Origin of the sequence: Rhizobium sp. BK112, from assembly GCF_014193215.1 — a bacterium.
Classification (GTDB): Bacteria; Pseudomonadota; Alphaproteobacteria; order Rhizobiales; family Rhizobiaceae; genus Rhizobium; species Rhizobium anhuiense.
The window spans coordinates 437345-462264 of the sequence record NZ_JACHYZ010000002.1 but is presented as its reverse complement, the minus strand read 5'-3'; the positions used below and the strand labels follow the sequence as shown (position 1 = coordinate 462264).

Genomic DNA, 24920 nt, shown 5'->3' with positions numbered 1-24920 from the left:
ACACACTCCGTCATCCCAGGCCTTGAGCCTGGGATCCATGGCGCCGCCGTTTTTCGCCGAGCCCCACCACCTCCTCCGTCATCCTCGGGCTTGACCCGAGGATCCATGCCCCGAGCATTGTGCTCGCCGTCGACAGACGGAGCGGCAGGGGGCATCCTATGCGTGAACTCATGTACGTCGAGTGCTGCGTATGGATCCTCGGGTCAAGCCCGAGGATGACGGAATAGGTGGCAACCAATCTGCAAAACCGCACCCACTCGCTGGCGGACTTGTCCACCATCCCACCTTGACCCAAGCACCCCTACCCAAGCACTCTCTGCCCTCCACACCACCGCGAAGGGAGACCCCATGAGCCGCATCTTCATCACCGGTTCCACCGATGGCCTCGGCCTCGCCGCCGCCCGCACCCTGATGAAGGAGGGCCACGACGTCGTGCTGCACGCCCGCTCCAGCGAGCGCGCCGCCGCCCTCGCCGAGATTTCGCCCACCGCCCTCGGCATCGTCATCGGCGATCTCGCCAGCGCCACGGAAACGCGCTCGATCGCCGAGCAGGTCAACGCCATCGGCCGCATGGACGCCGTCATCCACAATGCCGGCATCTACCTCGAGCGGAGCCGGGGCGAAACGTCGGAAGGTCACGCCAAGACGCTGGCGGTGAATGTGCTTGCCCCCTATCTGCTCACCGCCTGGATCACCCGCCCTGATCGCCTGATCTATCTCAGCAGCGGCATGCATCGCAGCGGCAGCAACGCCCTTGACGATATCGACTGGAAGAAGCGGCCGTGGAACGCCAGCCAGGCCTACTCGGAAAGCAAGCTCTACATCGCCACCCTCGCCGCCGCCATCGCCCGCCATTGGCCGGATGTTCTCAGCAACGCGGTCGATCCCGGCTGGGTGCCGACAAAGATGGGCGGCGCCGGCGCGCCCGATGACCTTGAGATGGGGCATCTTACGCAGACGTGGCTTGCGACGAGCGAGGACGAAGCCGCGAAGGTCAGCGGCGGGTATTGGTATCATCGGCAGCGGCGGGATGCGGCGGCGGAGATTGGCGATCTTGGGTTTCAGGAAGCGTTGATCGAGAAGCTTGCGGAGTTGACTGGCGTCCGGCTGTTCGAAGAGCGCGTTTAGACCCATGGCAGATGCGCGAGAGTCACGCGATCGGCACGCCCCTTTGTCCCGCCGCAGCGCGCAATCTCTCATGCACGCCTCGCGTCGCAGGCGCAATCATATAGCCACTCTCCAGGTCGCCGATCATCACCGATTGGTCTCGCGGGGCAACAAGCCAATGCAACCCGATCAGGCCACAGATTAGTGCGTCGAGCTTATCTTGGTCGGCCTTCTTCGGCGCCTCAAAGCTCGCCGCTACCGAACACCAGTCCTCCAAGTGCCGCAGCGAGTTCAGCGTGCCGAAACGCCTGACCGCTTCTGCCACTGCCTGCCAATCGGTAATCTTGAAGCGCCTCCGGTTGACAGGATTGTATTTCGGAGCTGCAAGCCTTGAACAAAAGGCACCCTCAATAGCGGCCAGTGCTAACGCCGGAAAAACCTCGATCAGGAAGAGACCGTTGGATGCCACTCGTGCCAACTCCGGCTCCTCCTGCGCGCCCAACGTCTGTTTGAAGCGCCAGATCGGTGCGGCATCATCAAACATACCCTTCTTCGACCGGCTCGCAGGCTGAACGCCGCCTCCGATCCAGGAAATCAGAGATCCGGCCACTTTGTCGACCGGACGCGAGCCGGTAAGGTTCGGGACGATTGTTGGCTGATCTAGTGCGATAAGGCACTTCTGCGCATCGCTGCGCTCGCTCTCGATGACATCCAGGGCCTGCGCAAACGAGGCGAGCCGCGGCGCGAGATGCAGATGAGCGCCGTCTCCATCTAGTCGAATGACACAGATTGCTCCCGGAGCCCTTGGATTGTCAGTCCAGGCTGAGTCAAAGCCGACGATTGAGGTGAAGCTGGTGTGCAAGGCTATCCCACTTCATACGCCCGCCGCAGCAGAGGCTGTGCTCTCTCGAAATCCGCCATCAACTTGAGTGATAGCTTCAAATCGCCAGTCCCGTGATGGCCAATATTCGTCACATCGCGAGAGAACCCTTCTTCAAGTTCCATCGTGGAAGGGTCGAGCTTGAGGTAGGCGACTACAATTCGGTCCTGCGGGTGGACCTGCAAGCAAACGAAATTCTTGATGCGCTTGAAGCCCGTATACTGCTGCAATTCCTTGACCTGCACGTCGTCGCCGAGTCCCACGAGGAATTGCTGCACGGCGTCGTAGATATCCCTCAGTTCTGCTGAAGCTTGAGAGAGGCGGTAGCTCATCCGGTTCCTCCAATAGGGATCGGCTTCATCCACTTCTTCCTTTGACGAACTCTCCGCTCCCGCGCTTTTTCGAACCTCCGGTGCAACCACCCTGGCTGTCTTCGGAGCGTGAACAAGCTCCATCATCAAGAGATCTTCGCCGAATCGACGATATCGAATGAGCTCGATATTTCGAGCAATCTGCTTGACCGCGTGCTCATCGTAACGGGTAAAGTCGCCTGCAATGCAAAGTAGTCGAGGCGCCGACCAGTCGACCGCCGTGGCCGCCTCAGCTCCATAACGCTCCATCACCAGCCACTGAAACTCTCGGCGATGGTCGAGCAACCAGTCGAGATAGAAGAGACCCTGGTTGATGACATTCTCGTTGACTGCGCGCTTGTATTCGATGATGACTGGCGAGTTGTCCTCGTCCAGCCCGAGCGTATCGATCCGGCCACCATGGACGGGACCGGTAGAATGCTCACTTGCCAGGAAGCGAATGCCGAGAAGTGTTTCAAGGTTCGCCTCGAATAGAACCTGGAGGGATTTCTCAACCTGCACAGCTGCACCTGGCAGTTCTGTCAAACCTCCCGCGCGAACCTCAAATATCTTTATGTCGCTCACGTCACTCTCATATGTGAATCACACTGGTTGCAATTTGTAGTCGCTTCCAGAGCGCTGTCCAGCCGCCGTCGCCCGCCATTGGCCGGATGTGCTGAGCAACGCCGTGGACCCCGGCTGGGTGCCGACAAAAATGGGCGGCGCTGGCGCGCCCGATGACCTGGAGATGGGGCACCTCACCCAGACCTGGCTTGCGACAAGCGATACGGGAGCAGCGAAAGGAGCGGTGAGTATTGGTGTCATCGGCAGCAGCAAGAGGCCGAGCCGGGGGTGAATGACATTGCGTTTCAGGATGCGCTACATAAGCAATAATGCTCTACTTGAACATATCGCGCAACACCAGTATGGATTGATTTGCTTCTCTTCATTCGCAACCACAGGCTTGAAAAGAGGCCACGCTCACAGCAAGATTGTCGGTCTAACTTATTATCTGGATATCAAATTAAAGGTTCAGGAAATGGAGCACATTCAAAATCTTAAAAATTTATTGCGAAGCTATCGCAATCGGCAATGTGTCCTTTTTGTCGGCGCGGGATTTTCGGCGACGGCAAAGAGCCGCGACCTTGAAGGCAACGAGATCGATGTTCCATCTGGCAAAAAATTAGTTGAATACTTTCAAGACGTCTTGGGAGAAGACAGCAACGATCTTTCCTCACTGGCTGATCTCTATGAAGACGAACATGGTGAACATGGCCTCTACAATCTCTTGAAGGCCTTTTACGTTGTGCACTCAGTGACGTCGGCCCAGGAGAAAATATGCAAGTTCAACTGGAAGGAGATTTATACTACCAATTACGATAACGTCCTGGAAACTTCTCTGGGGAAAAGCGGAAAGCAAAATGCTATTTACTCCCCTCTTAAACAGCCCGCTGACGTTGATTATCGCACGCTTCCCGTTATACACATTAACGGATACATTCAATCTGCGAGCTTTGTTGAGTTCAAAAAGGAAATAAAGCTTACAGACTCTCAATATTTTGCAGACGATTTCTCCAGATCACCTTGGGGAGAACGATTCCGTAATGACATAATTACTTCTCCATGTATTATTTTTGCTGGATATTCGCTTTTTGACCTGGATGTAGCTCGCGTATTGAATACGTTTGAAGGAATGAAGGATAGAATATTTTTTGTATTAAAAGGAAAACCTAGCCGCTCGCTAGAAAAGAAGCTGCAGCAATTTGGAACGATCATCGAATTTGGCATTGACGGCTTAGCAGACTTAATAGACGAAATTGACGAAAGCCCGTTATTTCCCAAGGTTGACTATCTTTCAGCCTGGGAAAAAGTGACGAGTCCAAGCAATCCAGCGAAACCGCTACGCGACATTGACGTTGCAAATTTCATGATGGCAGGAAGCCTGGATTATGAGCTTTTCGCATCCGACATTATAAAAAAGCAATACTCATATACTCTAAACAGAGAAGATTCTGATTATATTGTAGAAAATATCTCTAAGTCCAATATCTCCAACGTCCTTGTATATTCGAATGCCGGCAATGGCAAAACGACTTTCTTAGATTTGATTGGCTATAAATTGGCCTCGCGAAATTTTTCTGTTTATCGGGCAACGTCTAATTCATCCTTATTATTGAAGGAAATTCCTATACTAAAAAATGTAGATGGAAGGATTGTTCTGCTTATTGATGACGCATTTTCTCATATTGACACCATAAAGGCTCTTCTATCTCTCGGCCGGAAGGATATTTATATTATCGCAACGGCCAGAACATCCCAGACAGAACTTCAAGAAGGTGAAATTAGACACGCTTTTGACAACACGCTTGAGCTCTTCAGCCTAGATCAACTGAAGTCTGGCGAGGTAACTTCTTGTATTACTTTTCTTGATAAGTATGCCCTGTGGGGTACGAGGCAAGCGCTACCATTTGAGCAAAAGAAACGATTCATTGAGAAAGATTGTTCCGGAGAGTTGCGATTCGTAATATTGGAGGTTTTAGACTCACCCACCATAAAGTCGCGCATTCAGCAAATCTTGGATTTCAAAGGCTCCCCTGAAGAACGAGACCGAATACGCGCTGTTTTGGTCATTTCTCAGCTGCTCAATCTCGCCCAGGTGCGATCTGACTTGTCGCTTATCAGCGAACTTGTGCAATTCGATGCCCGAACAGCAATCGCTGATCACGCCGCAAAACTACGAGATTTTTCGCTGGTCCGTGGCGGGCAGATATCGATTAGGTCGTCTGTTTTTTCGGATTATGTCATCAAAAAGCTAATCGAAACATCGTTCGTAATTGACATAATGACAAAGACGATGAGGCACCTCGACGTTATCCATAATAATGACCAGCAGTATGAATACATTTATAAGAATTTCTCAAGGTTTCGTTTCGTCGAGAGCGCCATATCGTCCGACAAACGCCTTATACATATGGTGAAGTATTTTGAAGATATTAAGGAATTAAATCATTCTCGTGAGCATCCCCTATTCTGGCTACAGTATGCGATGTGTCGAATATCGCTGAATCAGTTTCCGGAAGCGCAACGGCTTTTCGATGTCGCTTACGCATTTTCGAAACGGTCTGGTTTTCGAGAAAACAGGCATTTGAACAATCAATTTGCCCGCTTTCTTTTGGAGAGCAGAACAAAGTCTAATGACTATACCGACTACATGACTGCATTTAATAGAGCTCATGCTATTTGCGTAAAACAGATGACTGACGAACCGTTAAGCAATAACCCTTATCGTGTTGCACAGAACTACCTGCCTTTTCTAGAACGTCGAGTAGGAGATTTGGAGACGGGGGACTTGGTAGCAATCATTCGATCGTGCTCCGAAATTCTGAAACAATATAACTCTCGCAAGAGCAGCTCCGGTCACAACACGTTGGCAGAGAGCTGCGCTATGACGATGAAAAAGACATCCGCGCTAGCAACCGATTATCTGGCCAGCCGAGGCGTGACCCTGTAGGCAATTTAGAAATAGCTTGAAGGTCCCGCAGACCTTCAAGCTTCTTGCATGGGAACAGATGAAACTGGCTGGGGCGCCTGGATTCGAACCAGGGATGACGGTACCAAAAACCGTTGCCTTACCGCTTGGCGACGCCCCACCAGAGCTTGAGCGGAAACCGCTTGCTCAAATCGACGCCTGATTAGCAAAGCTCTTCGCCTGTCACAATGACTAAGTTTAACCCGGCGCAGATTTATGCGCTGCGCAGCACCCGCCGTCGTGCTAGGAATTGGCGACGTCATCGGCCTGAGATCATTCCTTCATGGACAGTCCCGCATTCGACCTCGCTTTCGAGCCGGCCTATGGGCAGGCCGTGCCGGTGGTTTCAGGGGTCGAGCGGGTGACAGTGAACAATCCCGGCCCTTTCACCTTTTTCGGCACCAACAGCTATATCGTCGGCTCCTCTTCCGTCGCGGTCATCGATCCCGGCCCGGAGGACGAGGCGCATTTTGCAGCACTTATGGCGGCGCTTGGCGGGCGCGCGGTGACGCATATCGTCGTCAGCCACACGCATCGCGACCACTCGCCGCTGGCCAGGCGCCTGCAGGCGGCAACGGGCGCGGTGACGGTGGGGCAAGGGCCGCACCGGCCGGCGCGGCCGCTGCGCGAGGGCGAGATCAATCCCTTCTCCGAAAGCTCGGATCTATCCTTTGTGCCCGATATAACGCTCGGTGACGGTCAGACCGTATCGGGCGATGGCTGGTCGCTCGGAGCGGTGCTGACGCCGGGGCATACGGCCAATCATGCCGCCTTCGCGCTTGCGGGACGCGACATCCTGTTCTCCGGCGATCACGTCATGGCCTGGTCGACCTCGATCGTCGCGCCGCCGGATGGTTCGATGGCGGATTACATGGCCTCGCTCGACCGGCTGATCGAACGCGACGACCGGCTGCTGCTGCCCGGCCATGGCGGGCCGGTGACGGAACCGGCCGGATTCCTCAAGGCGCTGAAGGCGCATCGCCTCAGGCGCGAGCGGGCGGTGCTGGCGCGCGTTACGGCCGGCGATGGGCGGATATCCGAGATGGTGAAGGTGATCTATCGCGACACCGATCCGAAGCTGCATGAGGCGGCCGCGCTTTCCGTGCTCGCCCATATCGAGGATCTCCTGGAGCGCGGCGAGATCGCAGCGGATGGGCCGCCTTCGCTTGCCGCCCTCTACCGGCCGGCAACAGGGAGATAGGGATGACGCCCCGAGCCGATTACAGCTATCGCGACGATGCCAATGTGCCCGCCTTCGCCGATGACCGGCCGTTGATCGTCTTCGATGGCGAATGCGTGTTCTGCTCCGGCTGGGTGAAATTCGCGCTGAAACATGACAGGCAGCAGCGATACCGGTTCCTGGCGGCGCAGACGCCGCTCGGCGAAGCGCTCTACCGGCATTACGGGCTGCACGGGCGCGACTATGAGACCAATATCCTGATCGAAAACGGCCGCGCCTTCTTCAAATCAGACGGCTCGATCCGCATGGTGGCGGGGCTCGGCTTTCCTTATTCGCTGGTCAAGATCTTCCGGCTGCTGCCGCGGCGGGCGGCCGATGCGCTCTATGAATTCATCGCCCGCAACCGGCTGAAGATTGCCGGCCGGCAAAGCTGCATGGTGCCGACGCCGGAGCAGCGAAGCCGCTTCATCACATGAGCGACGACCGGTTTTCGCTGCTCATCATCGGCGGCTACGGCACGTTTGGCGGGCGGCTTGCCCGGCTGCTTGGCGATGAGCCGCGGCTGAGGCTCTTGGTTGCGGGGCGCTCGCTTGAAAAGGCTGACGATTTCGTTGCCGATCTGCGGACGCCGAAAGATGGAGCCGAGGGGCTGGGAAGCAACAATCTCGGCGCGATGGTGCAGGCCGTCAGCTTCGACCGAGATGGCGACCTCACCGAACAGCTGACGCGGCTGCGGCCGCATCTCGTCGTCGATGCCTCGGGGCCGTTCCAGATCTTCGGGAAGGATGCCTATAAGGTGGTCGAGGCCTGCATCGGCCTCGGCATCGATTATGCCGATATCGCCGACAGCACCGGTTTCGTCGCCGGCATCGGTGGGCTCGGTGCGGCGGCCAAGGCCAAGGGCACCTTCGCGCTTTCGGGGCTCAGCAGCCTGCCCGCCCTCTCCTTCGCGGCACTCGATGCGATGGCGCCGCATTTCTCGCGGATCGACAGTGTCGCGGCCGGCATTGCCCCCTCGCCGCATGTGCGGATCGGGCTCAATGTCATCAGGGCGATCGCGACCTATGCCGGCAGGAAGGTCACGGTGCTGCGCGATGGGCGGCCGGCCGCCGGGCGCGGGCTGATCGATGCGATGCGGGTGACGGTGGCGCCGCCGGGGGTTCCGCCGCTGCGCAGCCGGAAATTCCTGCTGGTGGATGCGCCGGATCTGGCGCTGCTGCCGGGGCACCTTGCCGATCTCAAATCCAGCTTCACCGGTGTCGGCACCGAGCCGCAGCCGCTGCAGCACTTGCTCAGCCTTGCGGCACGGCTCGTTCGCCTCCGGCTCCTGCCGTCGCTGCTGCCGTTTGCGCGGCTGCTGCAGCGCGCCAGCCACGCTTTCGCGATCGGCGAACATCGCGGCGGCATGTTCGTCCGTGTCGACGGCGTCGATGACGCGGGGAGCAAGCTGACAGCTGGCTGGCATCTGATTGCCGAAGGTGATGACGGGCCGTTCATTCCCATCATCGGCGTCGACGCGCTGGTGCGCCGGCTGCTGACCGGCACGCGGCCGGAGAATGGCGCCCGGCCGGCGGCGGGGGAATTGCAGCTTGCAGATTTCGAAGCGGCCTTCCGGCGTTTTCAGATCACATCCGGCATCCGGATGGAAAACGAGGAGGCGCCCCTGCCGCTCTACCACAGGATTCTCGGCAGTGCCTGGGAGCGGCTGCCGCCCGCCCTATCAGCCCTGCATGCCGGCGGCGCCCGCGTTGCCTCCGGCCGGGCGCGGATCGAACGCGGCGGCGGGCTGCTGGCGCGGATCGTCGCAGGCGTCATCGGCTTTCCCCCAGCGGGCGAGGATGTGCCGGTCACGGTGCGCTTCGTGACCGATGGCGACAAGGAGATCTGGACGCGGGATTTCGGCGGCAAGGTGTTCCGCAGCTGGCAGGCCGAAGGCCGGGGCCGCGACCGGCATCTGCTCGCCGAGGTGTTCGGGCCGTTCCGGGTGCTGATGGCGCTGGTGCCGGATGGGGAGAAGCTGCGGCTCGTCGTGCGGGGCTGGCGGTTTTGCGGGATTCCGCTGCCGATGTTTCTGGCGCCGGGCGGGGATACCTATGAGGAGGAGCGGGATGGGCGGTTCCACTTCCACGTGGAGATCGGCGGGCGGCTGACGGGGTTGGTGGTGCGGTATACGGGGTGGTTGGTGGTGGAGGGGTGACGGTGATGTGCCTGTTGGTTTGCGCGGATAGCCGCCCCTCACCCTAACCTTAGTGAGGTCGAGCCCTGCGAGAGCGAGCGAGGAACGGAGAGATTGCCGCAAATCTCTTCTCCTCTCGGGGAGAAGAGGGAATCAAGAGGCTGCGGCTCGCAGGGCGTCGAGTCCGCCGCACCCTCTCCCGGCCCTTCGCTTGGGCTCAGGGCGTTCGCCGCTGCAATCGATTCGCCGGATCGATTGCTGCCGCCTGCGGCGCCACCGCGGCTCACCCACCCGCAATTCCCAGCAGTTCGGCATCCAGCGCCTTCAGATAATCGCCGGCGATTTCGGCGCTGAAGCCGAGGTCGTGCTGGCCGTAGCGGGAAGCGACGCGGATGTCGACGAAGGTGGTTTCGGCCTCTTCGCGCAGCCGAATGAGGATATCGAAGCGCAGGCCGAGGATCAGCGTGCGGGTGGTGCCCTGCAGCGTCACGCCGTTGGCGCCGCGGATCAGCTTGGCGACGTCGTCGTCATAGGGGCGCGGCGTCGGCACGGGGATGATATCGGGCGCATCGGCCACGGCATCGTCGCCCGGCTGCGGCGGCTTGACCGGCATGTCCTCGGGGTCGCGGCCCGGCTCGGTGTCGCCATTGCTCCTGGTGATGGTAATGCCGCTCATCTTGGCGACCTTGCGCACCGCTTCCAGCACGCGGTCGAGTGCGCCCTCATAACGCCGGCCGGTCAGTTCGGGATAGGCGGTGAGCTGTTTTTCGCGATCCTCCGGCGTCACCTCCGGATTGCGCTTCAGCCAGATCTGGTCGGAGTGCGGCGGCGACAGCCAGTCGGGTGCGGAGACCGGATCGGTGGAGACGTCGTAAATATCAGGCAGCGTCAGATAGTGCTCGGTAGCAAAGGCGCCGATAGTAAGCGGAAAGGCGGCATAGATCAGTGCTGCCAGCGCCGCCAGCCCGCCTTCGGCCCCCGTCATCCAGAGGCTGCGCAGCCCGAGGGCTGCGAGCATGGCGGCGAGCAGCGCGCCGCCGGCGGCGGCAATCAGCAGCAGCACCAGATAGGGCGTGGCCAGACCGCCGAAGCGGTGGGCGATGATCACCGCCAGCGCCAGCACCAGGGAAAACGCCCCGAGCAGCCGCGAAAAGCGGGCGGCGCTGGAAACGGGACGGTCGAAGCGGATGGCCATCAAACTTACCGGTTGCTCGTCAGCGCCCGCGGGTTCGACCACGCAAATCGCCTCACCCCTGTTTAGAGCATGATGCTGAAAAGTGTGAAGCGGTTTTCGGACGACATCATGCTCTATTCTTTGATTTAGATCCGGATTCAGATTTTAGGCCGGCCCGGCCTAAAATCATCCGGATCTGGGGCAAGATTCGGCTAAATTGAAACCATTGTCTGAAGCATTGCGTTTGAATCCGCGGCGAAGGCCATGACGAAACAGGGGCTGCTTCATAAGCCCTTGCTGATATGTCAAAAAAAGGCCATTCTGCCACGGTTTCATCTCCGATAGAGAGACAGGAGAGACGGGATGATTTCACCCGAGATAGCAGCCAGGCCGCAGGCGTCTGCGCTTGGCGGGATCGACCACCAGTCCGAACCGACGCTGCCGATGGAGCTGCTCGAGCTCGAACTTTCGCTCGAAGGTTATACCGGCGGCGAGGCTGGCTTCTGCGAGGCGGTGCGCCGGGCAGCGGAACGCTCCGGCGGCGAATTGCTGTTCGACCTGCCGGCCGCCGGCCTCGTCCAGGATTGCCGCCGCATCGCGGTGCTGCGCATTCCAGGCGACGGCCAGGCGATGCGCGTCGTGCTGGCGCTGCTCGATGATCACGGCACGGAGATCCGCATGCAGGCGCCGGATGAAGACACCGCGCCGCTGGTGCGTTTCGCCGATGCCTTCGTCGAATTGCTGGAGCGGATCTGAGTTCTAGCTCAAGATTTTAGCGGCGCTCGGCCGCGGCTTCCGCAACGCTGCGGAAGGGAAACTTGCGCCCGCATTCGCACTTGATCACGAAATTTTCCTGATGATTGGCAGGCCGTTGCACGCCAAAACCGCGCGGCAGCTGATCGACCTTGAAATCCGGGTGCTTGCGCTTGGGATCGTCGACTTCCGAGGCCTCGGCAAAGCCCTCATTGCCGCATTGCGGGCAGCTCAGTTTTTTCGAAAATCGATCGCGAATGGCCATGCTCGTTCCAGTGTTTTCCAGTCCCCTCATACAGAGGAATGTCCGGTGGCGAAAGTGGAACCATATGCGGACGATGCCGTTCCTTTTTCGAAAAGGAGGCACTCATGCCCAACAAAGACCCGATCCCGACACCCAATGCCGATACGCCGCGCGGCCCGACGCCGACCCCCGGCATTCCCGACCCCATCCAGCAAAAACCGCCGCTGACGCCGGCGCAGGACCCGGCCGATACGAAGAACCCGCAGGATCCGCCGCTCAATCCGGCGCTGCTGCCGATCGGGGATCCGGCTGGGGCGGCGTAGACATCGCCCTCTGTGAGCAACAACTGGCGCTCACCCTAACCTTACCGGGGTCGAGACACCTGGGTCGACCCCGGTCGGTGCCGGCAGGCGGATGAGAGGCCGCTCTCGACAATCTCCCCAGCCAAGGGCGGCTTGACGGCATCGGCTGAAAGGACTTTCCTCTGGGAAATGCATTCCAAGGAATAAACCCATGCGCTATCCCCTTCTCGTCACCGCCCTGGCCACCATCATCGCCGGGCTCTCCGCCTGCCAGACGATGACGCCGGAGGAGCGGCGGGCGGCGGATGAACAGCGGTGCCTCGGCTACGGCTTTCGGCGCGGCACGGATGGTTTTGCCACCTGCCTGCAGCGCATCGAACTCGACCGGCGGGCCGAATCGCGGGCGCAGAGCGCCGAGCTGATGCAGAGCATGGCCTGGGATCTGAACGGGCCGTATATCTACCGCGATCACTGGCGGCATCATCACTGAGTGCCGCGGACACCCCTGCCCCGCGGTTCCGCTTTTAACGGAAGCGCAGAACCGCACTATCTTTTTTTACGCGCCACCGACTGTCTTACAAGCTTCCCCGCAGGTCTTTCGGACCCCGCCGGATCTCTTCCAGACCGCCTGAGATCACCGCCTGCGCTGCCGCCAGTCTGGCGATCGGCACGCGGAACGGCGAGCAGGAGACATAGTCGAGGCCGATCGTTTCGCAGAAGCGGATCGAAGCCGGGTCGCCGCCATGTTCGCCGCAGATGCCGAGCTTCATATCGTTGCGGGTGCGCCGGCCGCGTTCGGCGGCGATGCTGATCAATTCGCCGACACCGTCGAAATCGAGCGAGATGAAGGGATCGTGCTCGATGATGCCCTTGCGCTGATAGGTGGGGATGAAGGCCGAGGCGTCGTCGCGCGAGATGCCGAAGGTGGTCTGCGTCAGGTCGTTGGTGCCGAAGGAGAAGAATTCGGCGGCTTCGGCAATCACATGGGCGCGAAGGGCCGCGCGCGGCAGCTCGATCATCGTGCCGACGAGATAATCGATCTTCATGCCGGCCTCGCTCATCACGTCGCCGGCCACCGCGTCGATACACGCCTTGACGTAATCGAGTTCGGAGCGCAGGCCGACCAGCGGCACCATGATCTCCGGCACGACGGCAGCCCCCGTCTCCTGGGCTGCGGCGATCGCCGCCTCGAAGATGGCGCGGGCCTGCATCTCGACGATTTCGGGATAGGAGATCGCCAGCCGGCAGCCGCGATGGCCGAGCATCGGGTTGAATTCGTGCAGCGCATCGACGCGCTGGCGCAGCACGGTCGCCTCCATGCCCATGGCGAAAGCGACCTCGGCCACTTCGTCGTCGGTCTTCGGCAGGAATTCGTGCAGTGGCGGATCGAGCAGGCGGATCGTCACCGGCAGGCCGTGCATGACGGTGAAGAGGCCGGTGAAATCCAGCCGCTGCATCGGCAACAGCTTGTCGAGCGCCACCCGCCTGCCCTTCTCATCGACGGCCAGGATCATCTCGCGCATCACATGAATGCGCTCGCCCTCGAAGAACATGTGCTCGGTGCGGCAAAGGCCGATGCCTTCGGCGCCGAAAGAGCGGGCGGCGCGCGCATCGGCCGGCGTGTCGGCATTGGTGCGCACCGTCATGCGCCGGGCGCGGTCGGCCCAGCCCATGATGCGGCCGAAATCGCCCGACAGCTCCGGCTGGGTCATCGGCACCTCACCCTTCAGCACCTGGCCGGCCGAACCGTCGATGGTGATGATGTCGCCCTTCTTCAGCGTCACGCCGACGCCGAGCAGCCGCTCGTTGCGCTGATCGATGCGCATGGTGCCGGCGCCGACGACGCAGGGGATGCCCATGCCGCGGGCAACCACCGCCGCATGGCTGGTCATGCCGCCGCGCGTCGTCAGGATGCCTTCGGCGGCATGCATGCCGTGAATATCCTCGGGGCTGGTTTCGACCCGGAGCAGGATGACCTTGCGGCCTTCGGATTCCGCCTCGACGGCCTCCTCTGCGGTGAAGACGATGGCGCCGGTGGCAGCGCCGGGCGAGGCCGGCAGCCCGGTGCCGATCACCTGGCGGGTGACACGCGGATCGATCGTCGGATGCAGCAGCTGATCGAGGCTGGAAGGTTCGATGCGCAGCACCGCTTCGTCCTCGGTGATCACGCCCTCATCGACCATGTCGACGGCGATCTTCATCGCCGCCCGGGTCGAGCGCTTGCCCGAACGGGTCTGCAGCATCCACAGTCTGCCGCGCTCGATGGTGAATTCGATATCCTGCATGTCGCGGTAATGGATCTCGAGCTCGGTGCAGATGCGGCAGAGCTCGCGAAAAGCCTCCGGCATCAGCTTTTCCATCGAGGGCTTTTCGGAGCCGGAGGAAATCCGCCCCTCCTCGGTGATGCTTTGCGGCGTGCGGATGCCGGCCACGACATCCTCGCCCTGGGCATTGACCAGGAATTCGCCGTAAAGCGCCTTCTCGCCGGTCGAGGGGTTGCGGGTGAAGGCGACGCCGGTGGCGGAAGAATTGCCGAGATTGCCGAAGACCATCGCCTGGATGTTGATCGCCGTGCCCCAGCCTTCCGGAATATTGTGAAGCTGGCGGTAGGTGACGGCGCGCGCACTCATCCAGCTGGAAAAGACCGCGCCGACCGCACCCCAGAGCTGGACTTCGGGATCCTGCGGGAACTCCTGCTCCAGTTCCTCCTCGATCAGCTTCTTGTAGAGCGAGACGATATGCTGCCATTCCGAGGCGCTGAGCTCGGTATCGAATTCATGGCCGAGCTTGGCCTTCTCGTCTTCCAGGATCTCCTCGAAGGCGTCGTTGCCGAGACCCATGACGACATCGGCATACATCTGGATGAAGCGGCGGTAGCTGTCCCAGGCAAAACGCGCATCGCCGGCATCGTGGCCGAGCGCCTGCACCGTCTCGTCGTTGAGGCCGAGATTGAGCACCGTGTCCATCATGCCCGGCATCGAGACGCGGGCGCCGGAGCGCACCGACAAGAGCAGCGGCTGGCTGACGGAACCGAAATGGCGGCCGGTGATCGCCTCTATCTCGGCAATGCCGGCGCGGACCTCGGCCTTCACGGCCTCCTCGATGCGGCGGCCGTTCTTGTAATAGGTGGTGCAGGCATCGCTGACGATCGTCAGCCCCGGCGGCACCGGCAGCCCGAGGCTGCACATCTCCGCGAGATTGGCGCCCTTGCCGCCCAGAATCTCGTGATCGCGCGCCCGGCCCTCAGCCTGCCCGTCGCCGAACCTATAGACCCACTTGGTCATCTTCCCCCCAACACCAAACCGGGATCAGCTCAATCCCTCAGTTTGTTGACAAAGCTCGCTCTTTTCTCGGCGTCATCCCAGGCCTTGTGCCGAGGATCTGCTGCGTAGATCGGTTGCAGATGCCGGGGCACGAGCCCGAGCGTGACGAAAGAGAAGCAGGCAGGCAGTGTCATCAGTCTGAGTTATCAGCTTAATGCCTTGGAGTTGAAATGAAAATCGACAAATGCGGCAAAATGTTGCGTTGCACAATAAATCTTGGCTGCGGCCAGAGGCGAAACGATTGAAACATCGCCCGGACATAAGAGAAGGCATAAAAAAAGCTTTGCGGGACTGCAACAAAGTCCCGCAAAGCCTTGTTTCCGTCCGGCCAGGAAAACCGGACGGGGGGTCCCTCAACCCAGGAACGGTTCAGCTCTTTATAAAGAGAACCGCTCTGACCTTCGTTTTACGCAATTCCGGGGAAAACAGATCGCTGCTTCTCCTGGAATTGCTCCAACGGTTTCCGGTTCTTGCCCTCGCCCGGAAAACCGCACGTAAATTCGACAACTCACAACCTTTGATCGCTCGCTTTGCAGCAAAGTAATTAGGTTGCGTTGAAACAACTTCTAATGCAAGTCAGCGAAAAGAGCATCACCCAAATGGGGTACGGGACGCTGGGAAGCCGACCTTTTTTGGTGTTTATTTCCTTCCATTTGATTTTACGCAATTTCTGGGCGCAAAACCGCACCATACCTTTGCTGAAATTGCGCTGTCGCATATGGGAGTTGCCCTCTTGCCTCACGCAATTGCGGACCGTTGACCGACCGATGCGAGCGGGAACTCGGAGATCGAACGGGCTGACATTTTCGGTGCAAGTAAAAGGCGCACGACCAGATTCATTCTATTTTCAATATTCCCGCCGAGATTGTCCTTCGAAAAAATTGCATTCTTTGAGCCCGATATTGCGATGGCCCTCGGCACCAATCATTCTTGTCCCACTCCGAACGACTCGGAAGAACAGCCTGCTCCAGCTGCGGCGATCGATGACGACGCCATTGCAGCCCTGGACATGGCAGCTCGCGCGCCGAGGATGGATAATAACATTCTGAGTTCGGCCCCGGCTCGCGACATCCGCAGCTCCGCGAACGAGCTGATCGAAATGCTGGAGGAGATCGACCTCCGGAAGATGTTGCGGAAACAGGGCCCGATTGGCCGGTTCACCGGCGCAGCCGTCGAGGCGCGCCTGGAATTCGAACTTGCAAGCCACAGGGTCGCCGATTTGTTCCGGCAATTGAGCCGGACTGCGCAGGCGGGGGGGCGCCTACGCGGAATCCTCGACAGGACTCGATTGGAGCTCATCGACGAACAGGCGCGCCTTGCCCGCGTGATCTCGGATGCCAAGCTGCTTGTTTCGCAGTCGAGCGGCTCAGACCTGGCCCTGGTCGCCCGGTTCGAGCGACGTCTTTCCAACATCATGGCGATGGAGGCAGCCAACACGCTGACGATTCAGCAGATCGAGCTGTCTGGGAGTGTGCTTGCTTCGTTGCTCGATCGATTTACCGACATTGAAACACTGTTGCTGCCGCTTTGGCAGCGAAATGCGCTGGCGATCATTCATGGCGAAGCAATAACGCCGCGCAGCTCCGTCGTGACCGCGTTTCTTGATGCTCACCGCAATCTCATAGGCTTTCTGAAGAAGGTTGGACAAGAATGATCAAAGCAGCAGTGCCATTGCACGACGCGACGAGTGCGGCCGCCAGCGAACACCAAATCGATCCGGAAGTCGCGCGCCTGGCAGCCACCATTGACCTGTCGTCGGCCCTCTCCATCCGACTGTTCGGCCAGGAAGTCGCCGAGCGCTCATCCCAGTATGCCGATGAGATTCTTCGAACGGCACGCGCGACCGACCTCGACGATACCGGGGCTCAGTTGAACGAGATCGTGCTAGCGGCGCAACAGTTCAATTTGTCGTCACTCGATAACTCGACTGGACGAATTCCCGTCATCGGCGGCCTTTTGAAGCGGATCGCGCGATCAAAGGAGCGTGCCATCGCACGGTTCGACACCGTCAAGGGTCAGGTCGACAAGCTCGTTGCGCAAATCGAGACGACCGCCCAGACACTGTCGCGGCGAAACCATGACTATCAACTCATGTATGAGGGCGTTCGCTCGGAATACGCCGCACTCGGCAAGCATGTCGAGGCGATCGAGATGCGGCTTCATGACATGGAGGACGAGATCGGCCGCCAGAATAACGCATCCGGCGACCTTGCCTCGACCGAATATCTCGCTGTCCTCGAAGCAAACCGTCAGCAGCTTTCGAAGCGGGCGGACGATATGCGCGTGCTTCAGCATGCGGCCATGCAGACCCTTCCGATGGTTCGCATCATCCAGGCAAACAATCTCGCACTCGTCGACAAGTTCCAGACGATTCGCCAGTTGACGTTGCCGGCGTGGAAACGCGCATTCATGCTGGCATTGACCCTGGACGAACAAAAAAGCGCCGTCGCTTTGGCCGACACGATAGACAATGCGACGAACGCCATCATGCGCAGGAACGCCGAACTTCTGCACCAGAATTCGGTGGCGACGGCGAAATCCAACCAGCGTCTTGTCGTCGATGTCGAAACGCTTCAGCACGTCCATGATAAAATCCTGCTGACGCTGACCGACGTGCGCGATGTTCATGAGAAGGGCGCAACGGATCGTCGTCAGGCGATTGGCGAGTTGGAACGACTTCGCAGCGAGATGTTGTCCAGCGTGAAAACGGCCGGGGTCACCCGTGGCTGACGCTTCGGCTTTTGGGAGGCGGGCGCTCGGCTCGACCTCGTCTCCACTTGCCTCCGGCTCTGTAACAGGAAAGCCCACCAGCCAAGCGATCGACGAACATCGTGCCGGATTGGATCGTCGCTCCGGTCTACTGTCGTTTATTGCCCAGGGATTTGCTTTCGTCGCGTTCATGCTGCTCTTTGCTGCAGCGTGCATGAAACCATCTGATCCGAATGATCTGAGGATGTTGGATGGCTCGATCTACGTGCTCGATGCCTTCACCAACGCACTGGCGCTAACCGAGGTCAAATCAGCCGTTGTTTCAGTTCCCATCGGATCGATGCCGTTCGGCCAGCTGGCGCAAATGGTATCTGGCATCCTGGCGGTTGCGACCGTTTTCACCGTCATCAAAGGACGTTGGTTTTTCACTGGCCTGACCGCAGCATTTTTTCTGATCCCATGGGGATTGCTCGGCCAGTCCCTGTACTTCGCCCCCTATGCGCTTGCACTGTTCGCCTTCATTGCCGTGGCTTTCCACGCGCCGCTTTCTCGCCGCGCGATCATTGCCTTTGTTGCAGTCGGCCTATTGGCCAGCCCTCTTATTTTCGGACTGATTTTCGACCTCTCCAGGCATGTCGGCGTCCCGGAGACCTATGCCAGGTATCGGGTGATCCGCTTTTCCGAACTGCCTTCCAACGCCGACCAGAGCGCCGATGCGGACGGAGATGCGAAAATCGCACCTTACTTCCTGGCGCAAGTGGCGGCCCTTCGCGGCGATGCCGCAGCGGCTGCGGCTGCACTTGATAGGCTGGAGGCGAGCGGCGTCCCTCAGAATAATTTCGACCGCGCCCGCTTTCAGGCGATACGGAACTTTACGCTCGCATCCGGCGGCTTTGGTCCGGAGGCTCGCGAAAAGCTCATCGCCGACAATGCCGCTCAATCGCAAAAGGCATTTCTATTGCTTTTGGCAGGACTGCTGTTTGGAATTGCAGCCCCTCTGACGAACGGGGTCAGCTGGTTGGTCGCTCGCCGGAGCCGCAGGGTTTCCTCGATCGAGCGCGAGTTGGAACATCGCCGGGTCAGGCTGCCGGATGCATTGAAGAAAGCGGGTAGATTGTTTGGCACCAGCATCGCCAAAAAGTCGGTTCAATCGCCTTCCGTTGCAAATGGCGAGCGTGCGATTGAAGCAATCGCCTCCCGCGCACGCACCTATCTTCTAATATCCCTCAGTCTCCTGACATTCGCCGCGCTTTCAGCTTTGGCCGCCTATTGGGTCTGGCTGCCCGATGCTGAAAAAAACACGGCTTTCCATTTTGTGGCGCTTGCGGGAAATACGGCCGATTATGCGCAGCAGGATGGAGTTACTGTCATCGTCGGTGTGGGGGACTGGACGGGCTGGTCCATCGCAATCAACTGGCTCAAATATCCGGCATGCATTGTCGCGATTGTTCTTGCGACACGCCGGTCAGGATATCTAGGAGTTTTCACGGCGGTGGTTTTCTTGGCATGCTTGGCTCTGCAAAATGTTCAGCTTGCACAGCACTCGCGCCGTGAAGCGTTACCCTCGCAATTCTCGCAGCTTCTGCGTTCAACGTTGAAACTGGCCGCCGATAGATCAACCGTCGCGCCCGGAAATAATCCACAGCCGAACACGCAGGGATTCCAGGGCCTGGCTCTCAATCTTCGTGGTTCGATCGCTGCGGATAAGAATACCCCTTCCTCGGTCGGGAGAGCGACCGTCGATCCTTCGCTTGCGGCCTATACCCTTGCGCAGATTGCCTATCTTGAGGGCGAGGCTGGCGACGCCTCGCATTTGCTGAGCCAGATTGAGGATGTGAAAGATCTACATCCTGACGTTCACCGCGAGCGCATGGCTATCATCCGGGATTGGGTCTCCGCCAATGGTCATACTGCCCCCGAGATGGACTGGTTCTCTGCCGATCTTGCATCCCTGGTACGGCAGTTGGGACGGTGGCTGCTTGCGCTTTCGGTTGTAAGCTTGGCGCTAGCGGTTCTTGTCACGCCTTTGATCGCAATTGCCGTCGCACGGCGCAATCGTATCGAAGCACTCATTGAAGAGCGCGGCCGATATCAGCTGTAGAGATAGAGCGTTTCCGTGGCTCGCGCGGAGCGTCAGGCAATCTCGCGCAGGCGCTCGGCCGTCTGCAGGTCGACGGAGACGAGGGTGGAGACGCCCTGCTCGGCCATGGTGACGCCGAAGAGGCGGTTCATGCGGGCCATGGTGATCGGATTGTGGGTGATGATAACGAAGCGGGTTTCGGTGGAGGCCGCCATTTCGTCCATCAGATTGCAGTAGCGCTCGACATTGTGGTCGTCGAGCGGCGCATCCACTTCGTCGAGCACGCAGATCGGCGCCGGATTGGTGAGGAAGACCGCGAAGATCAGCGCCATTGCCGTCAGCGCCTGTTCGCCGCCCGATAGCAGCGTCATGGTCTGCGGCTTCTTGCCGGGCGGGCGGGCGAGGATTTCCAGGCCGGCTTCGAGCGGATCGTCGGATTCGATCAGCTGCAGCTCGGCGGTGCCGCCGCCGAACAGATGGGTGAACAGCCGCTGGAACTGGGCGTTGACGATGTCGAAGGCGGCGATCAGCCGCTCGCGGCCCTCGCGGTTGAGGCTCTGGATGGCGCCGCGCAGCTTGCGGATCGCATCGATGACGTCGTCGCGTTCCTTGATCAGCGCTTCGAGCTTCTCGCTCAGTTCCTTCTGTTCCTCATCGGCGCGCAGGTTGACGGCGCCGAGCCGCTCGCGCTCGATCCTCAGGCGTTCCAGCTCGCGCTCGACTTCGCGCGGATCAGGAAGCGCCTGCATGGCCGGGCGGCCGGTCAGCTGCAGCGCCTCGTGGGGGGCGACGTTCAGGACCTCGCGGATGCGGCCTTCGCTTTCCTGGCGCTTCTCGCGGGCAGAGACCAGGCGCTCCTCGGCGCGGCCGCGGCGTTCACGGCATTCGGCAAGTTCCGACAATGCCGTCGTCGCCTTTTGGTCGGCCTCGCGCTGGATGCGTTCTGCCTCAGCCAGCAGATCGCTGGCTTGGCGGCGCGCCTCCTCGGCCTTCTGCAATTCGCTGAGCAGAGCGCGGCGCTTGTCGTCGAATTCGTCCGGCGCCAGTTCGAGCTCGGCTGCCTCTTCGCGCGCCTCTTCCTCGCGCTCGCGCAGCGTGGCGACATGGTCTTCGCCGCTTGCCGCCCGCTGGCGCCAGGTCTCGCGCTCCTGGCCGATCGCCATGATACGGCGCTGGCGGGCCTCGTTTTCCCTGGCCAGGCTTTCATGGCGGGCGCGGCTTTCGGCGAGCGCGCCGCGATCGGTCGCAACTTCGGCCTGCTGGAAGCGCAGCCGCTCGTCGATCGCGGTGAGATCGGGCGCGTCCTCCAGCTCGATGCGAGCATTCTCTTCCTGGACGGCGATCTCCTCCAGCTGCGCGCGCAGCTGGCTGGTGGCCTCGCTGACGACGTCGCGGCGGCGGATGAGATCGCCGGAGGCACGCTCGGCGGCGGCAAGCGCATCGCGGGCTTCGGCGAGATGGCGCGCCGACAGGCGGCTCATGTCGCGGGCCTCGGCAAGCCGGCGCTCCTCGGCGCGGATCGCCTCAGCGGCCGCCGCCTGCCGCTCCTCGGCTTCGGCAAGCACGTCACGGGCAAGGGTCGCTTCGCCTTCGAGTTCGGCCAGGCGGTTCTTCTGGGCAAGGCGGAGGGCCGCGGCACTCGGGGCATCGGCGCCGGTGACATGGCCATCCCAACGATAGACGGCGCCCTCTTTGGTTACCAGCCGCTGGCCTGTTTTCAGCGCCGCCATCAGCGACTGCGCTTCCGCTCCCGCGACAAGACCGATCTGGCGCAGGCGGCGGGTGAGTGCCGCGGGCGCGCGGACGTGATCAAGCAGCGGTGTGACGCCGGATGGCAATGCCGGATCGGCGGCGCCGTCGCCATTGACCGACCAATGGGCCGGGGCCTCGGCATCGAGCGGCGATTCCAGATCGTCGCCAAGCGCGGCACCCAGGGCGGTTTCGAAGCCGCGATCGACCTTCAGCTCATCGGCAACCGGCGGAAATTTGCCGGCGGCCGCACCAGCGGCGAGCATGCGGGAAATGGTTCGCGCCTCGGTCTCCAGCGCATTCAGCGCCGAGCGGGCCTGCTCGACCGGGGCGCGCGACAGCGCCTCGGTCTGGCGGGCAGCAGTCAGCGCCTGTTCGATCACCTGGACGGCGGCTTCGGCGTCGGCAAGGGCGATTTCGCCGGCCTCTACGATGGCGCGTTTTTCGTCCGGATCGGGCAGGCCTGATATCTTCTCGCCGATGGCGGAGAGTTCGTGGTTTGCCTCGTCCATCTGCCGTTCGAGACGCATCCGGCGGTCGGTGAGATCGCGGATGGCGCGTTCCAGCTGGTTGCGGCCGGCAGCGGCTTCCGCGCGCTCGGCCGTCAGCTGGGTGAAGATGCGCTCGCTATCGGCCAGTTTGACCGCTGCGCCCTCGAATGCCTCGCGGGTCTCCTCGGCATAACGGCCGGAATCGGCGAGGATTTCTGCAATCTCCGCCTCTTCGGCATCGAGCTTGGCCAGGATGACGGCATTGTCGGCCACCAGCCGCTCCTCGCGTCTTATATCCTCGGCAAGCTGGGCGAGACGGCGGGTGAGCTCATCGCGGCGGCGCAGGATGCGGCCGGCATCTTCCTCGAGCTGACTTCTGGCGATCTGCAGGCGCTGCAGCGCTGCGGCCGCCCGGGCCTCGCCCTCGCGCAGTTCCGGCAGCTTCAGGCTGGCGATGCCCTGGTTCTTCGCCGCCTCCATCTGCAGCTGCGCCTTTTCGGCGACGACTGATGTCGCCTGGTTCAGCGCGCTGTCGGCCTCGGCTTCGGCCTCCTTCGCCTGCACCCAGCGGATATGCAAAAGCATCGCCTCGCGGGCGCGGATGTCGGCAGACAGCGTCTTGAAGCGGTTGGCCTGGCGGGCCTGGCGCTTCAGGCTCTCGATCTGGCTTTCGAGCTGCGAGGTGACGTCGTCGAGACGCTCGAGATTGCCTTCGGCGGCGCGCAGCCGCAGTTCGGCCTCGTGGCGGCGGGAATGCAGGCCCGATATGCCGGCCGCCTCTTCCAGCAGCTGGCGGCGGGCCTGCGGTTTTGCCTGGATCAGCTCGCCGATGCGCCCCTGCCCGACCATCGACGGCGAACGCGCGCCGGTGGAGGCGTCGGCAAACAGCAGCTGCACATCCTTGGCGCGGCTTTCCTTGCCGTTGATACGATAGAGCGAGCCCTGCTCACGCTCGATGCGGCGCGTGACCTGGATCTCGTCGCTGTCATTGAAGGCGGCCGGTGCGGTGCGCTCGCCATTGTCGAGATAGAGCGCCACTTCGGCGGTGTTGCGCGCCGGGCGGTTGCCGGAACCCGAAAAGATCACGTCGTCCATGCCGGAGGCGCGCATGTTCTTGTAGGAATTCTCGCCCATCACCCAGCGCAGCGCCTCGACGAGGTTCGACTTGCCGCAGCCGTTCGGCCCGACGACGCCGGTCAGCCCCCGTTCGATGATGAATTCCGTCGGCTCGACGAAGGATTTGAAGCCGACCAGGCGCAGCTTGTTGAACTTCATGCAGACGCTCCGGCGTGCCGGGCGGGCTTGTCACGCAGCCACAAAAAAACGGGCGCACGGCTTTCGCCGTCGCCCGTTCTATCGAAACGATCCGGTTCAGAGCAGGCTGTCGATGAGCTTCGACATGGTGTCAACCGGCATGTCTCCAGAGTAGCGCTTGCCATTGATGAGGAAAGTCGGGGTGGCGTTGACGCCGAAATCCTTGGAACCTCTTTCCCGCGTGGCGTTCACTTCATCCAGAAGCTTCTGGTTCGTCAAGCATTTCGTGAAGCTATCCTCAGTAAATCCGGCAAGCTTCGACATCTGCAGCAGTGCGGCGCGGCCGTCATCGGCGGCGGCCCAGATCTGCTGCTGCTTGAACAGCATCGAAACCATCGGGAAATACTGTTCCGGCGTGCTCAACTGTTCCGGATTGGAAGAGCTGCAGCGGGCGAGCATGAAGGCTGCGGCGGCGCGCGGGTCGAAGGGGAATTCGCGGATGATGAACTGCACCTTGCCACTGTCGACATATTTCTGCTTGATCGTGTCGAAGGTGGTGTTGTGGAAGTGGGCGCAATGCGGGCAGGTCATCGACATATATTCGACGATCTTGACCGGGGCGTCGGCCTTGCCCAGCGCCATCTCCGGCAGCGCGCCGGGCTTCAGCACCTCGGCCATATCGACATCGCCGTCAGACTCCGGCATGTCGGTCGCCGCTGTGGCCGCCGTCTGCATGGTGTCGACATTGGTGCCGTCGGCCATGGTCTTGCCGGAGGACGAAGCATCGGCAGCGTCCTTGCTGTCGTTGCAGGCGACAAGCGCGACGGCAGCTGCGGCGATGGCGATACCGCTGAGCAGGCGGCGTTTCGTCAGTTGCATTTCGGACATCTGCATGGATTCCCCATAACTAATGAGATTGACGGCGTGATTGTGCGATATAACGGCTTGCGGCCGCTCACAAGCCACGGATCACCAACTTCCTTCAAAGAATTGTGACCGTGATGGGACCAAAAGCGCACGTTGCGTCCGAAATCGGCGGTTCTCAGTTTTCACGGAAGGCCGAAGGCGTATTTCGGCCGGCATAAAACAGTCTCAACACCTGCGCCCGATCGTTCACGATCCGGTAAGCGATCGTCACACGCCGCTCGAAACCCAGAATTCGCACGCCCGGGGCAAAATCCTCGCGCAGCGCTCCCCCTTCCGGCATGTCCTCGAGATCATGACAAACCTGCTTCAACCGGCGGATAAATTCGATGGCCGCCAACGGATTGTCGGAAACGATGAATTCGTAGATATCAAGCAGATCCATCTCTGCTCTCGGACGAAACGCAACCTTATGCGCCACCGCCCTTAGCCTTCATCCGCTTAACATGCAGACGTTCGAGCCGCTCGAAGACAAGATCGGCATCGATATCCGAACCCGGGCCGTCGATCGCCTCGCGGATTTTCAGACGCATGATTTCGTTGATCGCATCCTCTTCCCGGTCGAGCGCGCGCAATGCAGCGCGGATAACCTCGCTCGCCGAACTATAGGCGCCAGATTCCAGCCGCGCTTCCAGGCTTTTCTGCTGGCTGCCGAGCGTCACGGTAATAGGTTTGCTGCTGCGCATTCCTGTTAC

Annotated in this window: 20 protein-coding genes, 1 tRNA gene and 1 pseudogene; 12 read left to right on the top strand and 10 right to left on the bottom strand. The window is 60.5% G+C overall.

Annotation, left to right across the window (positions count from 1 at the left end; all coding sequences use genetic code 11):
- Positions 1 to 348: 348 nt before the first annotated feature.
- Positions 349 to 1128 carry an SDR family NAD(P)-dependent oxidoreductase gene (locus tag FHT75_RS07415; RefSeq protein ID WP_183844704.1) on the top strand — a complete coding sequence of 260 codons (780 nt, stop codon included), beginning with the start codon at positions 349 to 351 and terminating at the stop codon, positions 1126 to 1128.
- A gap of 22 nt (positions 1129 to 1150) precedes the next feature.
- Here the strand turns inward: FHT75_RS07415 and FHT75_RS07410 are convergent, their stop codons facing one another.
- Both FHT75_RS07410 and FHT75_RS07405 read right to left on the bottom strand, forming a co-directional pair.
- Complete coding sequence (locus FHT75_RS07410; protein ID WP_183844743.1) at positions 1151 to 1975, bottom strand: DUF429 domain-containing protein; 825 nt, start codon at positions 1973 to 1975, stop codon at positions 1151 to 1153.
- Positions 1972 to 2922, bottom strand: coding sequence for a DUF5655 domain-containing protein (locus FHT75_RS07405; RefSeq protein WP_183844705.1), 951 nt, complete (start codon positions 2920 to 2922; stop codon positions 1972 to 1974). The genes FHT75_RS07410 and FHT75_RS07405 overlap by 4 nt, the downstream gene beginning before the upstream one ends.
- A gap of 61 nt (positions 2923 to 2983) precedes the next feature.
- Here FHT75_RS07405 and FHT75_RS35760 point away from each other — a divergent pair.
- Together FHT75_RS35760 and FHT75_RS07400 are read left to right on the top strand one after the other, a co-directional pair.
- A pseudogene (locus tag FHT75_RS35760) lies at positions 2984 to 3231 on the top strand (daunorubicin C-13 ketoreductase); the annotation flags it as partial.
- Positions 3194 to 5848, top strand: a complete 2655-nt coding sequence (locus tag FHT75_RS07400; RefSeq protein ID WP_183844706.1) for an SIR2 family protein — start codon at positions 3194 to 3196, stop codon at positions 5846 to 5848. The pseudogene FHT75_RS35760 and the gene FHT75_RS07400, both read left to right, overlap by 38 nt.
- Before the next feature lie 65 nt (positions 5849 to 5913).
- Here FHT75_RS07400 and FHT75_RS07395 read toward each other — a convergent pair.
- A tRNA-Gln gene (locus tag FHT75_RS07395) sits at positions 5914 to 5987 on the bottom strand.
- A gap of 162 nt (positions 5988 to 6149) precedes the next feature.
- Here FHT75_RS07395 and FHT75_RS07390 point away from each other — a divergent pair.
- Genes FHT75_RS07390 through FHT75_RS07380 form a run of 3 tightly spaced genes read left to right on the top strand, consistent with a single transcriptional unit; the run spans position 6150 to position 9243 of the window.
- Positions 6150 to 7067 (top strand): MBL fold metallo-hydrolase, encoded by a 918-nt coding sequence (locus tag FHT75_RS07390; protein ID WP_183844707.1) that lies wholly within the window; start codon positions 6150 to 6152, stop codon positions 7065 to 7067.
- Positions 7068 to 7069: 2 nt separating this feature from the next.
- Complete coding sequence (locus FHT75_RS07385; protein ID WP_183844708.1) at positions 7070 to 7522, top strand: thiol-disulfide oxidoreductase DCC family protein; 453 nt, start codon at positions 7070 to 7072, stop codon at positions 7520 to 7522.
- Positions 7519 to 9243, top strand: coding sequence for an SDR family oxidoreductase (locus FHT75_RS07380; RefSeq protein ID WP_183844709.1), 1725 nt, complete (start codon positions 7519 to 7521; stop codon positions 9241 to 9243). The genes FHT75_RS07385 and FHT75_RS07380 overlap by 4 nt, the downstream gene beginning before the upstream one ends.
- 262 nt (positions 9244 to 9505) lie before the next feature.
- On the opposite strand, the gene FHT75_RS07375 is transcribed toward FHT75_RS07380, so the two are convergent.
- Entirely contained in the window at positions 9506 to 10417 is a 912-nt protein-coding gene (locus tag FHT75_RS07375) for a DUF1499 domain-containing protein (protein WP_097622934.1), read from the bottom strand.
- Positions 10418 to 10759: 342 nt separating this feature from the next.
- Here FHT75_RS07375 and FHT75_RS07370 point away from each other — a divergent pair, with 342 nt between their 5' ends.
- Positions 10760 to 11152 (top strand): hypothetical protein, encoded by a 393-nt coding sequence (locus tag FHT75_RS07370; RefSeq protein ID WP_028757163.1) that lies wholly within the window; start codon positions 10760 to 10762, stop codon positions 11150 to 11152.
- Positions 11153 to 11168: 16 nt separating this feature from the next.
- On the opposite strand, the gene FHT75_RS07365 is transcribed toward FHT75_RS07370, so the two are convergent.
- Positions 11169 to 11414: a hypothetical protein gene (locus FHT75_RS07365; protein WP_063476508.1), complete on the bottom strand. Its 246-nt coding sequence runs from the start codon at positions 11412 to 11414 to the stop codon at positions 11169 to 11171.
- Between the two features lie 104 nt (positions 11415 to 11518).
- Between FHT75_RS07365 and FHT75_RS07360 the strand changes: the two genes are divergently transcribed.
- Both FHT75_RS07360 and FHT75_RS07355 read left to right on the top strand, forming a co-directional pair.
- Positions 11519 to 11716, top strand: coding sequence for a hypothetical protein (locus FHT75_RS07360; RefSeq protein WP_012756389.1), 198 nt, complete (start codon positions 11519 to 11521; stop codon positions 11714 to 11716).
- A 190-nt stretch (positions 11717 to 11906) separates the two neighbouring features.
- The gene (locus FHT75_RS07355) at positions 11907 to 12185 is read left to right on the top strand and encodes a hypothetical protein (RefSeq protein WP_028757165.1); all 279 of its coding nucleotides are present in this window, start codon (positions 11907 to 11909) and stop codon (positions 12183 to 12185) included.
- Between the two features lie 85 nt (positions 12186 to 12270).
- On the opposite strand, the gene ppdK is transcribed toward FHT75_RS07355, so the two are convergent.
- Positions 12271 to 14979 (bottom strand): pyruvate, phosphate dikinase, encoded by a 2709-nt coding sequence (gene ppdK, locus FHT75_RS07350; protein WP_063476507.1) that lies wholly within the window; start codon positions 14977 to 14979, stop codon positions 12271 to 12273.
- A gap of 946 nt (positions 14980 to 15925) precedes the next feature.
- Here ppdK and FHT75_RS07345 point away from each other — a divergent pair.
- Genes FHT75_RS07345 through FHT75_RS07335 form a run of 3 tightly spaced genes read left to right on the top strand, consistent with a single transcriptional unit; the run spans position 15926 to position 19828 of the window.
- Positions 15926 to 16672, top strand: a complete 747-nt coding sequence (locus tag FHT75_RS07345; RefSeq protein WP_063476695.1) for a hypothetical protein — start codon at positions 15926 to 15928, stop codon at positions 16670 to 16672.
- Complete coding sequence (locus tag FHT75_RS07340; RefSeq protein ID WP_063476506.1) at positions 16669 to 17748, top strand: toxic anion resistance protein; 1080 nt, start codon at positions 16669 to 16671, stop codon at positions 17746 to 17748. The genes FHT75_RS07345 and FHT75_RS07340 overlap by 4 nt, the downstream gene beginning before the upstream one ends.
- Positions 17741 to 19828 carry a hypothetical protein gene (locus FHT75_RS07335; RefSeq protein WP_063476505.1) on the top strand — a complete coding sequence of 696 codons (2088 nt, stop codon included), beginning with the start codon at positions 17741 to 17743 and terminating at the stop codon, positions 19826 to 19828. Before FHT75_RS07340 ends, FHT75_RS07335 begins: the two co-directional genes overlap by 8 nt.
- Before the next feature lie 32 nt (positions 19829 to 19860).
- On the opposite strand, the gene smc is transcribed toward FHT75_RS07335, so the two are convergent.
- The 4 genes from smc to FHT75_RS07315 form a co-directional block, all read right to left on the bottom strand.
- Positions 19861 to 23322, bottom strand: a complete 3462-nt coding sequence (gene smc, locus FHT75_RS07330; RefSeq protein WP_063476504.1) for a chromosome segregation protein SMC — start codon at positions 23320 to 23322, stop codon at positions 19861 to 19863.
- A 96-nt stretch (positions 23323 to 23418) separates the two neighbouring features.
- Positions 23419 to 24189 (bottom strand): DsbA family protein, encoded by a 771-nt coding sequence (locus FHT75_RS07325; protein ID WP_373289073.1) that lies wholly within the window; start codon positions 24187 to 24189, stop codon positions 23419 to 23421.
- Between the two features lie 154 nt (positions 24190 to 24343).
- Positions 24344 to 24646: a type II toxin-antitoxin system RelE/ParE family toxin gene (locus FHT75_RS07320; RefSeq protein ID WP_082849759.1), complete on the bottom strand. Its 303-nt coding sequence runs from the start codon at positions 24644 to 24646 to the stop codon at positions 24344 to 24346.
- Positions 24636 to 24911: a type II toxin-antitoxin system ParD family antitoxin gene (locus FHT75_RS07315; RefSeq protein WP_063476502.1), complete on the bottom strand. Its 276-nt coding sequence runs from the start codon at positions 24909 to 24911 to the stop codon at positions 24636 to 24638. Before FHT75_RS07315 ends, FHT75_RS07320 begins: the two co-directional genes overlap by 11 nt.
- Positions 24912 to 24920: the final 9 nt, after the last annotated feature.